This window comes from Nocardioides sp. zg-1228 (assembly GCF_017086465.1).
GTDB lineage: Bacteria > Actinomycetota > Actinomycetes > Propionibacteriales > Nocardioidaceae > Nocardioides.
In genome coordinates, this window is the sequence record NZ_CP070961.1 from 3,585,428 (window position 1) to 3,598,261 (window position 12,834).

Annotated in this window: 12 protein-coding genes and 1 tRNA gene; 5 read left to right on the plus strand and 8 right to left on the minus strand. The window is 73.6% G+C overall.

From position 1 onward, the window contains the following. Nucleotides 1-122: 122 nt before the first annotated feature. From JX575_RS17260 to JX575_RS17280, 5 genes are all read left to right on the plus strand, one after another. A complete protein-coding gene (locus JX575_RS17260) occupies nucleotides 123-1,247 on the plus strand; it encodes a cytochrome P450 (RefSeq protein WP_186339291.1) in 1,125 nt (374 codons plus the stop codon). 343 nt (nucleotides 1,248-1,590) lie between these two features. Continuing rightward, nucleotides 1,591-2,577: a HAMP domain-containing sensor histidine kinase gene (locus JX575_RS17265; protein WP_186339292.1), complete on the plus strand. Its 987-nt coding sequence runs from the start codon at nucleotides 1,591-1,593 to the stop codon at nucleotides 2,575-2,577. Nucleotides 2,578-2,623: 46 nt separating this feature from the next. Next, nucleotides 2,624-2,697 (plus strand) — tRNA-Phe (locus JX575_RS17270). A 92-nt stretch (nucleotides 2,698-2,789) separates the two neighbouring features. Then, on the plus strand, nucleotides 2,790-4,103 hold the full coding sequence (locus JX575_RS17275) for a hypothetical protein (protein WP_186339293.1): 1,314 nt from the start codon (nucleotides 2,790-2,792) through the stop codon (nucleotides 4,101-4,103). Between the two features lie 118 nt (nucleotides 4,104-4,221). Continuing rightward, nucleotides 4,222-5,313: a Glu/Leu/Phe/Val dehydrogenase gene (locus JX575_RS17280; protein WP_186339294.1), complete on the plus strand. Its 1,092-nt coding sequence runs from the start codon at nucleotides 4,222-4,224 to the stop codon at nucleotides 5,311-5,313. A gap of 320 nt (nucleotides 5,314-5,633) precedes the next feature. Here JX575_RS17280 and JX575_RS17285 read toward each other — a convergent pair whose 3' ends face one another. The 8 genes from JX575_RS17285 to JX575_RS17320 all read right to left on the minus strand — a co-directional run bounded on the left by JX575_RS17285 (nucleotide 5,634) and on the right by JX575_RS17320 (nucleotide 12,834). Continuing rightward, nucleotides 5,634-5,822 carry a DUF3073 domain-containing protein gene (locus tag JX575_RS17285; protein WP_186339295.1) on the minus strand — a complete coding sequence of 63 codons (189 nt, stop codon included), beginning with the start codon at nucleotides 5,820-5,822 and terminating at the stop codon, nucleotides 5,634-5,636. Between the two features lie 155 nt (nucleotides 5,823-5,977). Continuing rightward, nucleotides 5,978-7,045, minus strand: a complete 1,068-nt coding sequence (gene purM, locus JX575_RS17290; protein ID WP_186339296.1) for a phosphoribosylformylglycinamidine cyclo-ligase — start codon at nucleotides 7,043-7,045, stop codon at nucleotides 5,978-5,980. A 52-nt stretch (nucleotides 7,046-7,097) separates the two neighbouring features. Continuing rightward, complete coding sequence (purF, locus tag JX575_RS17295; RefSeq protein ID WP_186340313.1) at nucleotides 7,098-8,612, minus strand: amidophosphoribosyltransferase; 1,515 nt, start codon at nucleotides 8,610-8,612, stop codon at nucleotides 7,098-7,100. 83 nt (nucleotides 8,613-8,695) lie between these two features. Then, nucleotides 8,696-9,736 (minus strand): NAD(P)H-binding protein, encoded by a 1,041-nt coding sequence (locus JX575_RS17300; protein ID WP_186339297.1) that lies wholly within the window; start codon nucleotides 9,734-9,736, stop codon nucleotides 8,696-8,698. A 67-nt stretch (nucleotides 9,737-9,803) separates the two neighbouring features. Beyond that, the gene (locus tag JX575_RS17305; RefSeq protein WP_186339298.1) at nucleotides 9,804-10,274 is read right to left on the minus strand and encodes an SRPBCC family protein; all 471 of its coding nucleotides are present in this window, start codon (nucleotides 10,272-10,274) and stop codon (nucleotides 9,804-9,806) included. A 254-nt stretch (nucleotides 10,275-10,528) separates the two neighbouring features. Next, nucleotides 10,529-11,878, minus strand: coding sequence for a dipeptidase (locus tag JX575_RS17310; RefSeq protein ID WP_186339299.1), 1,350 nt, complete (start codon nucleotides 11,876-11,878; stop codon nucleotides 10,529-10,531). A gap of 9 nt (nucleotides 11,879-11,887) precedes the next feature. After that, entirely contained in the window at nucleotides 11,888-12,031 is a 144-nt protein-coding gene (locus JX575_RS17315) for a hypothetical protein (protein WP_186339300.1), read from the minus strand. Nucleotides 12,032-12,039: 8 nt separating this feature from the next. Beyond that, complete coding sequence (locus JX575_RS17320; RefSeq protein WP_186339301.1) at nucleotides 12,040-12,834, minus strand: GntR family transcriptional regulator; 795 nt, start codon at nucleotides 12,832-12,834, stop codon at nucleotides 12,040-12,042.

Consider the following 12,834-nt stretch of genomic DNA (forward strand, 5'->3'; position numbering starts at 1 on the left):
AACCGCATCCGCACCGCGATCGAGGCCAAGCGCGCTGCCCAGCAGATCCAGTCCTACTACATGTGGCGTCCCGGCCCCGGCGCCCGCTGACACGCTCGGACGCGCGACCAGCGCTCGTCCCCGTGACACAGCTGGACAGCGTCGAGTCGGCCGGAGGCCGGCTCGGCGCTGTCCTGTCGGCGCCCCGCTCCGGGGTGGTCGCCCTCGGGCGTCACGGACCGTGGCTCACCACCTCGCTCGACCAGGCCCGCCAGGTCCTCACGGACGTCTCCGACTTCGACTTCCCCGGCGACGTCACCCGCAGCGGCGACCTGTCGGCCAGCCGCGGCGAGACCCGCTCCGGACACGTGGTGTTCCCCCCGGTCACCCCCGACCGGGTCGCTCGCGGGCTGGCCGTCTTCGCCGCCGAGTGGGACGCCGCCCTGGCGGAGCACGACCGCTCGACGCCCGACGAGCCGTACGACGCCATGGCGCTGCTGCGCCGCCCGGTGGCGCGCTGCACGACGACGGCGGTGCTGCCCTCCCTCGACGTCACCCGACGTGACCTCGTCGCCGACCTGGTGCTCGACTGGATCGACGCCCTGGCGCCGGTGATCGCCGCCAGGAGGCCTCCGCGGCGGTGGAGCCGGGCGCGACGCCGCGAGGGCGAGGCCCGCTCGGCGCTCCATGCCGCACTGGCGGTGGCCCCCGGGCTCGACGGTCCTCCCCAGCTCGCGGCCACGATGCTGGCCGCCGGGATCCAGGTCCCCATCGCGGCAGGAGCCTGGCTGGTCGCGTGGCTCGCCGCCCACCCGTCGAAGGGCCCCCGCCAGGTCGACGCGTCGCACGTGGTCTGGGAGACGCTGCGCCTGACGCCACCCACCTGGATCACGGCGCGCATCACCACCCGGGAGGTCGACCTCGACGGCCACCGCGTCCCGTCGGGCGCCGTCGTGCTGGTGAGCCCGCTCCTGCTCGGCCGCCTTCCCGAGCTCGTGCCGGGCGAGCCCTCCGGACTGACCGGGTTCGCCCCCGACCGGTGGCGGGACGAGACGCAGCGTCCCGGCGCGTGGCTGCCCTTCGGGGCGGGCCCCCACGCGTGCCCGGGGCGCCACCTCGGGATGGCGATCCTCACGCACCTGTCCGAGTGGGGACTCGCCCGACGCCTCGCACTGAGCCAACCCGTGGTCGTCGACCAGAGCCGTGGCATCGCACCGCTACCGTGCAGGTTCGTCGTCGCCACGAGGGAGGCTGGGGCCGGTGCCTGATCACCCCGCTCTGCAGGACAGCTTGGTGGATGAGGCTGTCTCTGACGGGGCCGCGCGTCTGTCCACGTCGATCCTCGCCGGCGAGACGTCGCTCGACGAAGCGGTGGCACGCGTCGCTCAGCACTTCCTGGCCGAACCGCGCGTGGAGATCGCCACGATCGTGCTCACCAGTTTCACGCCCGCGGACCCGACCGGTTGGACCCAGCTCGGCGGACGGGCGTGGGTCAGGGAGTGGACCGTCCCCGGGTCCACGCGAACCCTCCTCCCCCCGCCCGGCGCGGGGCCAGAGGCGGCGCTCACCATGCCGTGGCTCTCGCGATTCGCGAGGAGCGACATCGTCGTGATGCCTGACCGCGACCTGCTCCCCGTCGAGGCCGGGGTGGACCGTGACGAGCTCGCCCGGGTCGAGGTGCGAAGCCTCGTCGCCTCCACCTTCACGTCCGAGGGCGTGATGTTCGGCAGCATGTCACTGGTGGGGGTCGAGGCCGGCGCCTGGTCCCCCCAGGTCATCCAGGAGTTCCGCCTGCTCAACGCAGCCCTCGTCGCCCGGCTCAACCTGGAGCACGCTCGACGCTCGCTCGCCGAGGCGATCGAGGCGCGCGCCGAGGCCCAGGCCGCCAACCAGCAGTTCTTCGGGGCGGTCGGGCACGAGCTGCGTACCCCCCTGGCCACCGTCCTCGGCTACACCGAGGCCCTCCTCGACGACGCCGAGCACGGGACAGCCGACGGCGTCGCGACCGGGATGAAGCGCGACGGCCCGGTCATCGTGCGCTCGTGCGAGCGGCTCCTCACCATCGTGGACAGCCTGCTCGGTGCCGGCCGCGCGATGTCGACCGACGACGAGCGCCAGGAGGTCCGGCTGTCCGACGCGGTGGCCGACGTCGTGCACTGGCACCGCACGCCCGCCCGCACGGCCCACGTCGACATGCAGGCGGTGATCGACCCGCGGCTGGCTGCCTGGGGCCACCCGTCCGCCGTACGCCAGATCCTGGCCAACCTGCTGGGCAACGCCATCGCGCACCACCACCCCGCCGGCGGGACCGTGCACCTGTCCGCCGAGCAGCTCCTCGGCGAGAGCGGCCACCCGATGGTGCGCGTCGTCGTGCGCGACGACGGCCCCGGGCTGACGTCCGAGCAGCTCGAGCACGCCTTCGAGCCGTTCGTGCGCTTCGCCGCCCCCGCGACCCCGGGCAGCGGGCTCGGCCTGTCGCTCTCGCGCACCATCGCCGAGCGGGAGGGCGGCGCGGTCTCGGGGATGTCGTCCCCGGGCGCCGGGTCGTCGTTCTGGCTCGAGGTCCCGGCCTACGTCCCGCAGCCGTCCCCGGAATGAGCCGATTCCCGCACCCCCACGGGCCTCATGTATCCTCGTCCCGCTTGGGCAGGTAGCTCAGTTGGTACGAGCGATCGCCTGAAAAGTGATAGGTCGGCGGTTCGACCCCGCCCCTGCCCACAAGCACAGGAGGGCCCCGGTCACGTCCCGACCGGGGCCCTTCTGCGTGTCCCGGCGTCGGTGTCGACCCGTGTGCCCGGCACGATGGTGCGGTGCTCCCCCGCCTCGAGATCGTCCGTCGGCTCCGTCCGTTCGACCTCATCGCCCCCGGGTCGGTGCTGGTCGAGGCCGACAGCTCGGGCGAGGTCGCGATGCCCGCGGTGGCGCCGTACGTCGCCGCGACGACCGCCGACGTCGACGGACCGCTCGCGTTCCACCTGGGCGGGCACCGGCTCGCGGCCTCGATCGTCGGGGGGTCGGTGTCGCTCGAGGTCCCCGGAGCCGGCACGCTCCGCAGCCGACGGTTCCACCGCGCCGAGTCGCCGACAGGGCTCGGCCTGACGCTCACCGGCACCCACCTGACGGCGTGGAGCCGCGAGGCGGGCGGCTGGGTGGCCCGCGCGCGCCACGACCTGCGCGAGGTGACGGACACCCGCGACGAGCAGGCGCTCGCCGGGCTCCACCTGGAGCTGCCGCCGGGTGGTGGCGTCGCCGGCAGGTTCGGCCAGCTCGGCCTGCGCGACACCCGGTTCGTCACCGACGAGGACGGCGGTCCGGTCCGCGCGGACGGGGCGCTCTGGCTGAGCGCCACATCGGCGGGACCGGGCTTCTTCGACACCGCCCACACGAGCGTGTGGCGCCTCGACCCGGACACCTTGGACGTCTCGCACTCCGCGGACCTGTTCTTCCGTCGCCCCGACCGGCCCGGGGTGTTCGGCGACCACGCGACCCACCTGGTGCGCAGCGACGACGGCTGGCTCGTCGCGACCAGCACGTGGGGCGACTTCGAGGCGCCGACCACGCGTGCGGGACGTCGTAGGCCCGCGGGCCTGCGGGTGACCGTGGCCGAGTCGGGCGCCGACCTGCTGCGCGGCGCGCACGTGCTCGACACCCGCGAGCTCCCGCTGCCCGTCGACGGGCTCGGCTCCATCGCCACGTGGGACCCCCACCTCGTCCGGCGCGACGGCGAGTGGCTGGTGGGCTTCGTCAGTGCGCGCCGCTTCTTCGACTTCCACCCCGCGCTCGCGGGCGGGCCCGGGCTCGACCGGCTGCGGCTGCTGGGCGCCGCCACCGACCGCACCGCGACCGAGGGCACGACGCTGGTCGAGGTCGGTGGCGAGATGCGCGTGCTCGCCAGCGACGGCCGCGACGCCGCGCGCGGGCTGCGCGCCCGCTTCCCGGCGTACGACCTGACCATGACCGAGGTCGGCGCCCTGGACGCGCCCTACCCGACCAACCTGCCGTGGCCGAGCCTGGCGTGCGTCGACGGCGGGTGGCTCATGGTGACCTTCGACGGCCGTCCCGCGGGCGGCAGGCTGCTCGGCTACGGCACCCACGGCGACCTGGTCGTGATGCGCTCGGTGTGATGCGCGGGTGCCCCGACGGCGGGGATACCCTGACGGTGACGGCGGTCACCACCCCTCGACCGCGCCGACTGGCCCGCACACCCCGCGGCCGCACCCACCACGAAAAGGACCCACCGCAATGTCTGGAGTACCCAGTTCCGGCGTCGACGTCTTCGAGCTCGGAGTCGAGCACGAGCAGGTCGTCTTCTGCAACGACCGCGCGACCGGCCTGCGAGCCATCATCGCGATCCACTCCACCGCGCTGGGCCCGGGCCTCGGCGGGACGCGGTTCTACCCCTACGCCAGCACCGACGAGGCGATCGTCGACGTCCTCAACCTCTCGCGCGGGATGTCCTACAAGAACGCCCTCGCCGGCCTCGACCTCGGCGGCGGCAAGGCCGTCATCATCGGCGACCCGGCCGAGCTGAAGACCGAGGCGCTGCTGCGGGCCTACGGCCGCTTCGTCCAGTCCCTCGACGGCCGCTACCTCACTGCCTGCGACGTGGGCACGTTCAGCGACGACATGGACCACATCGCACGCGAGTGCGACTACGTCACCGGGCGCACCGTCGCCCACGGCGGCGCCGGCGACAGCTCGGTGCTGACGGCCTTCGGCACCTTCCAGGGCATGCGGGCCGCGGCCGAGCAGGCGTGGGGCGAGCCCACCCTCTCCGGCCGCACCGTCGGCATCGCCGGCGTCGGCAAGGTCGGTCGCCACCTCGTACGCCACCTCGTCGAGGACGGCGCCCACGTGGTCGTCACCGACGTGCACGCTCCCTCCGTCGGGGCGATCCGGGAGCAGTTCCCGCAGGTGCGGGCCGTGGCGTCGACCGACGAGCTCGTCGCGAGCGAGATCGACGTCTACGCCCCTTGCGCCCTGGGCGGCGCGATCAGCGACGAGGTGCTCGACGTGCTGCGTGCCACGATCATCTGCGGTGCGGCCAACAACCAGCTCGCGCACCCCGGCATCGAGAAGCAGGTGGAGGAGCGCGGCATCCTCTACGCCCCCGACTACTGCGTGAACTCCGGCGGCGTCATCCAGGTCGCCGACGAGCTCGAGGGCTTCTCCTTCGAGCGTGCCCAGCAGCGCGCCAGCGGCATCTTCGAGACGACCCGCACGGTGTTCGAGCTCGCCAAGACCGACGGCGTCACGACCGCCGAGGCCGCCGACCGGCTCGCCGAGCGTCGCATGCGCGAGGTCGGCCGGCTGCGCGGCATCCACCTCCGCTGAGCTCGCTCGCACGCCGAGTCGGCGCATCCTGACCGCCCACGCACGCCGAGTCGGCGCATCCTGACCGCCCACGCACGCCGAGTCGGCGCGTCCTGACCGCGCTCGGGCCATGATGCGCCGACTCGATGCTGCTCAGGCGCGAGGATGCGCCGACTCGACACTGTTTGAGGGTGAGGAGGCGCCGACTCGGCCAGGTAGCCGACTCGGCCAGGTAGCCGACTCGGCCAGGTACCCGGGTAGCCGGGCAGTCCTGGAGCCGGTCCGATCGTGGGCGCGCTCGTACGCCGGACGACCCGAGGGCCGTGATCGGGTGCGATCAGTCAGTCTGCGCGACGACGCGGGTCGGCATAGTCGACCCACTCGTCATCGTCGGCATCGACCTCACTCGTGGGGTGAGTGTCTTCTCCGTGCAGCTCCTTCGCCAGCGCGCCGAAGTCCGTCTCGTGAGTCCGGTACTTCAGGTCGCGCGCGACCTTGGTCTGCTTCGCCTTCGCTCGGCCGCGCCCCATAGGGTCGACCCCCTCGCACACTTGGCCGGGGCTGTCGGAGAGCTGCCCGACGCGCCCGGTCTGATCGGTTACATATCGTGGGGTCAACGCTACCCGAGCGGTGGGTGTTCCCGCACACCAAGACCCGGCTTTTCGTCCGCGAAGTGCCGAATCACTCACCAGCCGGGGTGCTGGCCCTCCAGCAGGACGCGGCCGCCGTCGACGTCGTCGCTGCGCACCTCGCCGGCGACCCAGGCCCGGATGCCGTGCCCGGCGAGCACCGAGATGGCGGTGTCGACCGACTCGGCCGGGGTGAGCGACACCATGCCGACACCGCAGTTGAGGGTGGCCTCGAGGTCGGCCTGGGACACCTCCCCCACCCGGCGTACGACGTCGAAGACCGGCTGCGGCGTCCACGTCGACCGGTCGATGCGCACCGACAGCTCCTCGGGGAGCACCCGCTCGAGGTTGGCCGCCAGACCGCCACCGGTGATGTGCGACATCGCGTGGGTGTCGGTGCGGGCGGCGAGGTCGAGGCACGCCTTGGCGTAGATGCGGGTCGGCTCGAGCAGCTCCTCGCCGAGGGTGCGACCGAAGTCGTCGACCTGGCGCTCGACCGTCCACCCGGCCTTCTCGAGCAGGACGTGGCGCACGAGGGAGTAGCCGTTGGAGTGCAGCCCGCTCGCCTCCATGGCGATGACGACGTCGCCGGGACGGACCCGGCCCGGGCCGAGCAGCCGGCTGGCCTCGACGACGCCGGTCGTGGCGCCCGCGACGTCGTAGTCGTCGGGGTCGAGCAGGCCGGGGTGCTCGGCGGTCTCGCCCCCGATGAGCGCGCAGCCGGCCACGACACAGGCCTCCGCGATGCCCTTGACGATGGCGGCGATCCGCTCCGGGACGACCCGCCCGCAGGCGATGTAGTCGGTCATGAAGAGCGGCTCGGCGCCGCACACGACGAGGTCGTCGACGACCATCCCGACCAGGTCGAAGCCGATGGTGTCGTGCACGTCCATCAGCTGCGCGATGGCGACCTTGGTGCCGACGCCGTCGGTGGAGGTGGCCAGCAGGGGGCGCTCGTAGCGGGTGAGCGCGGAGGCGTCGAAGAGGCCGGCGAAGCCGCCCAGGCCGCCGATCATCTCGGGTCGGCGCGCCTTCTCGACCCAGCCCTTCATCAGGTCGATCGCGCGGTCGGCCGCCTCGATGGAGACCCCGGCGGCCTCGTAGGCGTTGGTCTGGTCGGTCACACGGAGCTCCTCGGCTGGCGGCGTGCGGGGCGGGCTCGGGTCCGGGCCCGGATCAGGGGTTGTTGAGGACCGGCAGGGCGCGACCCAGCGTGGGCGTCTGCAGCGTCGCCTCGAGCAGGTGCTTGCCGAGCAGGCTCTCGTCGGGCAGCTCGATCGGGTACTCGCCGGTGAAGCAGGCCTGGCACAGCCGGTCGGCCGGCTGGCCGGTCGCCTCGACCATCCCCTCGAGCGAGATGTAGCCGAGGCTGTCGGCCCCCACGCTGGACGCGATCTCGTCGACGTCGAGGCCGTTGGCGATCAGCTCGGCGCGGGTGGCGAAGTCGATGCCGTAGAAGCACGGCCACTTCACCGGCGGGCTGGAGATCCGTACGTGCACCTCCAGCGCGCCTGCCTCGCGGAGCATCCGCACCTGCGCGCGCTGGGTGTTGCCGCGCACGATCGAGTCGTCGACGACGACGATGCGCTTGCCGCGGATCATGTGCTCGAGGGCGTTGAGCTTGAGCCGGATGCCGAGCTGGCGCAGCGTCTGGCTCGGCTGGATGAACGTCCGGCCGACGTAGGCGTTCTTGACGAAGCCCTGGCCGAACGGGATGCCGGACTCGGCGGCGTAGCCGGACGCCGCCGGCGTGCCGGACTCGGGGACGGGCATCACGAGGTCGGCGTCGACGGGGAACTCGCGCGCCAGCCGGCGCCCCATCTCGACGCGCGCCTCGTGGACGTTGCGGCCGCTGATGGTGGCGTCGGGACGGGCGAGGTAGACGTACTCGAAGACGCAGCCCTTGCGCTCCGGCTCGGCGAACGTGTGCGTGCGCAGGCCGTTCTCGTCGATGACGATCATCTCGCCGGGCTCGACCTCGCGGACCACGCTCGCGCCGATCGTGGCGAGCGCGGCGTCCTCGCTGGCGACCACCCAGCCGCGGTCGAGCCGGCCGAGGACGAGCGGGCGGATGCCCTGGGGGTCGCGGGCCGCGTAGAGGGTGTGCTCGTTCATCCACACGAAGCTGAACGCCCCGCGCAGCTGCGGCAGCACCTCGAGCGCGCGCTCCTCGAGCGTCGTGTCGAGGTGGTGGGCCAGCAGCGCGGTCACCAGGGTGGTGTCGTTGGTCGTGCCCTCGACGCCCTTGATGTCGAGCTCACCTGCGGGACCGGGCAGCCCGACCACCATCTCGCGCAGCTCGTGGGTGTTGATCAGGTTGCCGTTGTGACCCAGCGCGATCGAGCCGTCGCCGGTGGGGCGGAACGTCGGCTGGGCGTTGTGCCAGGTGGAGGCGCCGGTGGTGGAGTAGCGCGAGTGGCCGATGGCGATGTGGCCCTTGAGCGAGTCGAGCGTGGACTCGTCGAAGACCTGCGAGACCAGCCCCATGTCCTTGTAGACGAGGATCTGGCGCCCGTTGCTCACCGCGATGCCGGCCGACTCCTGGCCGCGGTGCTGGAGGGCGTAGAGGCCGAAGTAGGTCAGCTTGGCGACGTCCTCGCCGGGGGCCCAGACGCCGAAGACGCCGCAGGCGTCCTGCGGGCCCTGGTCGTGGGGGTCGATCGCCGTGGTCAGACGGCCGTCGCCGCCCATCCGCTTGCTCGTCCGCTGGGGCACGGCTCGCAGTCTACGGGCGATCACCTCGGGCACCGCACCGACGCCGCGGGTCGGGCGGGTCAGCCGCCGGGCAGGACCGAGCGGACCCGGTGCAGGGCCAGCCGGGTGACGGCGCGGGCGGAGGCCGGGACGGGCAGGACGTCGAGCAGCGGCAGCGGTCGCGCCCACGCCGGGTCGGACGCGAGCGAGCCCTCCGGGCCGGCGTACCTCGGTGCGAGCGCCCGCTCGACGGCCTCCTCGACGCCGAGCAGCGGGCTGCCGTCGCGCGGCTCCCAGGTGTGGCCGCGACGGCAGACCATGTCGTGGTGCAGCGACTCCACCAGCGCGGTGACGGTGTGGAACGGCGCCGTCGTGACGAGCGCGGCGCCGAGCCCGACCAGCCCCGTCGGGGCGACGGGCGCCGGCACCCGGAGCCGCGCCAGCCCGGCGCCGCCGCCGATGATGCGCAGCAGGTCGGGGTAGGCGACGACGTCCGGGCCGCCGACGTCGACGGCCCCGCGGGGACCGTCGTCGGCCAGCCCGTCGGTGATCGCGCGCAGCACGTCGGAGACCGCCACCGGCTGCACCGTGCGGTGCATCCAGGTGGGCACCGGCTGCACGAGGAAGAGCGTGGCGATCTGGCGCACGATCTCGAACGACGTCGACCCGGCGCCGATCACGACTCCCGCGCGGAGCGCGACCGCGCCCTCGCACGCGCCGAGCAGGATCCGCTCGACCTCCAGCCGCGACGCGAGGTGGGCCGACAGCTCGGCCTCGGGCACGTCGGGCACCAGGCCGGAGAGGTAGACCAGGCGACGTAGGCCCCCGGCCGCCACGGCGGCGGCCACGGTCTCGGCCCCCACCCGGTCGCGGTCGGTGAAGTCGCTGCGGTCGAGCGAGTGGACCAGGTAGACGACGGCGTCGGCCCCCTCCAGCGCCGCGGCCACGTCAAGGGCGTCGGTCACGTCGCAGCGGATCGCCCGCACCCGGTCGTCCCAGCCGAAGCGGTCGGGACGCGGCACCGACGACGAGGCGGCCGCGACGTCGTGGCCGCGCTCGAGCAGGTGCGGCACCAGGCGCGAGCCGATGTAGCCGGTGGCGCCGAGGACGAGGACCCTCACCGCCAGCCTCCCGGTCGCCGACCGGCACGGCGCGCCCGGGGCGTACGACGGTTGGCTGCGGCGGGTGTCACGGCGTCTCGCCGAGGTGCTTGAGCAGGTTGCGCGAGAAGACGGTGCCCATGTGCTTCACGACGCCGGCCATCACCCGCTCGACGGCCGGGCGGGCCAGGCCGGGCAGGGGCAGGTGGCAGGCGATCTGGAGGTCGATGCTGACCTCGGTGCCGCCGTCGGGGTGGTCGGCGAGGTGGTAGTTGCCCATCACCGCGGTCATCTCGTGGGCATGGTCGGGGTCGTGGGTGAAGACGATCCGCTCCTGCGGGTGGAGGTCCATCACCTCGGTGAACTTCGGCGCCACCGACAGCCCCGCCACCGGGATGACGCCCATGTGCCAGGTCCAGCGGTCACCGTCGACATCGATGGAGGTGACGAAGGGGGTGATCCGGGCGATGAGGTCGGCGTCGATGAGCGCCGCCCACACCTCGCTGCGGGGGGAGCGGAGCACGGCCGAGGAGCGGTCGCGGGCACGGAAGGTCGCCATGGCCGCCACGCTACCGACGGGCACCAGCGCGCGGGCCACCCGCGCGCCGGGGGCGCCTCGGGGTTTCGGGGGTCGCTGGTCCCGGGTCGCCGCTGGTTCCAACCCGCGGGTTCCAAGTCGTCGCTGGTTCATCAAGGTATGTCGACGAACCCGCACTTCCCTCGGTCAGCTGAGCGAGGGAAGTGCGGGTTCGTCGACATACCTTGATGAACCGACAGGGTGGCGCCCGACCGTACGTCCGACCGGACGCAGGGTCAGCCGCGCGGGAGCTCGCCGAGGTTGCGCAGCAGCAGCGCCTCGGCCTTGACGACCCGCTCGAACTCGGCGAGGTGCAGGCCCTCGTTGGCGCCGTGGGCGCGGGTGTCGGGGTCCTCGACGCCGGTGACCAGCACGCTCGCCTCCGGGAACGCCTCGAGGAACTCGGCGATGAAGGGGATCGAGCCGCCGACGCCCATGTCGACCGGCGCGGTGCCGTCCCAGGCCTCGGCGAACGCGGCACGCGCGGCGTCGTACGCCGGACCGCTGGCGTCGATCTGCGTCGCCTCGCCGGTGTCGACGACGGTCGTGGTCAGCGTCGCGCCCCACGGGGTGTGCTTCTCGAGGTGGGCCTGGAGGCACGCGACGGCGTTGGCGGTGGTGTCACCCGGGGCGATGCGCATGCTGATCCGGCAGCGGGCGGCGGGCACGAGGGTGTTGGAGGCACCCTCGACCTTGGGCGCGTCGAGGCCGGTGATGCTGATCGACGGCTTGGTCCAGAGGCGCTCGACGACCGGGCCCTCGCCGATCCACTCGATGCCCTCGGCGGCGCCGGACTCGGCGCGCAGGCGGGCCTCGGGGTACTCCACGTCGGCGGCGGGGCCGGAGTGCAGCCCTTCGACGGCGACGTTGCCGGCGTCGTCGTTGAGGCTCGCGATGACCCGGCTCAGCGCCATGATGGAGTCGGGCACCAGCCCGCCCCACATGCCGCTGTGCACGGCGTGGGTGAGCGTGCGGACCTCGACGTCCATCCGCACCAGGCCGCGGAGGCTGGTGGTGAGGGCGGGCTCGCCGATGTCCCAGTTGCCGGAGTCGGCGATGACGATGACGTCGGCCGCCAGGCGCTCCTTGTGGGCCTCGAGCAGGTCGACGAGCGTGTCGGAGCCGACCTCCTCCTCGCCCTCGATGAACATGACCAGGTTGACCGGCAGCTCGTCGCCGAGGATCCGCACGGCGCCGAGGTGGGCGGCGATGCCCGCCTTGTCGTCGGCGGCACCGCGGGCGTAGAGGCGGTCGCCGCGCTCGGTCGGCTCCCACGGCGGGGAGTCCCAGTCGGCGTGGTCGTTCTCGGGCTGGACGTCGTGGTGGGCGTAGAGCAGCACGGTGGGGGCGCCCTCCGGGCCGGCCTTCTTCGCGATCACGGCCGGCGGGGCGCCGTCGTACGCGCGCACGACCTCGGCCTCGAAGCCCTCGGCGGCGAACAGGTCGCGGGTCGCCTCGGCGCTGCGCTCGACCTCGCCGGCGCGGGCCGGGTCGGCGGAGACGGACTGGATGCGGACGAGGTCCTCGAGGTCACGGCGGAGGCCGGGCATGACCTCGGCGAGGCGGACGGCGATGTCGACAGTCATGTGCCGACCCTAACCGTCCCGGCCGCCGCCCTTCGACGGCCCGGGCGCGGCGCCCGGCAGGACGCCCAGGACGGCGCCGAGCACGGCGCTCAGCACGGCGCCCAGCACGGCGCCCAGCACGGCGCTCAGCACGGCGCTCAGCACGGCGCTCAACGCGGTTCTCAGCGCAGCGTCTCGAGCTCGGCCAGGAGCTCGCGCGCGGTCCGGGTCAGCCGCTCGATCCGCTCCCCGTCGGCACCCTCGCGGCCCGCCGACGGCGGCACCGCCTCGACGTCGAACGCCGCGAGGTCGCCGCGGTGCCAGGTCGAGAACTCCTCGAGCACCACTCCCGACCGGTCGACGCTACGGCCCTCGAGCAGCAGCAGCGGCGCGCCGGGCGTCGCGTGCAGCCGCTCGGCGAGCGACTCGGTGGCCGGCACGGCGCGCACCTGGTTGTGCCCGCCGGCCACCTCGCGCCCGAGCCGCTCGGCCAGCAGTCGGTGCAGGGAGGCGTCGACCAGGTCGTCGGCGCTGATCGCGTCGGCGACGTCTGCGGGCAGCCAGGTGCGGATGTAGCTGAGCACCACGCCACCCACTGCGCGGACCCGGCCGAGCTCCAGGACCTGCGCCCCGGTGATGGAGACGAGGTGGTCGGGGCGCGGGACCAGTCCGTAGGACGTCACGCGGGTGGTGACGGCGCCGTCCCCCGCCTGCAGCGTGAGCCCAGAGCGCAGCACGTCGCGGCGCACCTCGCGGTGCTCGGCGACCACGGAGCCCTTGCCCTGCACCTTCGTGACGAGCCCGTCGGCCTCCAGGCTGGCGAGCGCCTGGCGCACCACCGACCGCGAGACGGCGAACTCCTGCTGGAGCGCCGCCTCGCTGGGGAACAGGTCCCCCGGCCGGAGGTCGCGGCTGTCGAGGCGCTCGCGGAGCGCGCGCTCGACCGTCTCGTGGAGGGGGACGCGGCGCTCGGTCAC

What these genes read in the sequence shown, in the direction of transcription:
- JX575_RS17265 (WP_186339292.1), top strand. Translation starts at nt 1,591, where the DNA reads ATGCCTGACCGCGACCTGCTCCCCGTCGAGGCCGGGGTGGACCGTGAC.
- JX575_RS17280 (WP_186339294.1), top strand. Translation starts at nt 4,222, where the DNA reads ATGTCTGGAGTACCCAGTTCCGGCGTCGACGTCTTCGAGCTCGGAGTC.
- JX575_RS17285 (WP_186339295.1), bottom strand. Translation starts at nt 5,822, where the DNA reads ATGGGGCGCGGCCGAGCGAAGGCGAAGCAGACCAAGGTCGCGCGCGAC.
- purF (WP_186340313.1), bottom strand. Translation starts at nt 8,612, where the DNA reads ATGGGCGGCGACGGCCGTCTGACCACGGCGATCGACCCCCACGACCAG.
- JX575_RS17305 (WP_186339298.1), bottom strand. Translation starts at nt 10,274, where the DNA reads ATGGCGACCTTCCGTGCCCGCGACCGCTCCTCGGCCGTGCTCCGCTCC.
- JX575_RS17310 (WP_186339299.1), bottom strand. Translation starts at nt 11,878, where the DNA reads ATGACTGTCGACATCGCCGTCCGCCTCGCCGAGGTCATGCCCGGCCTC.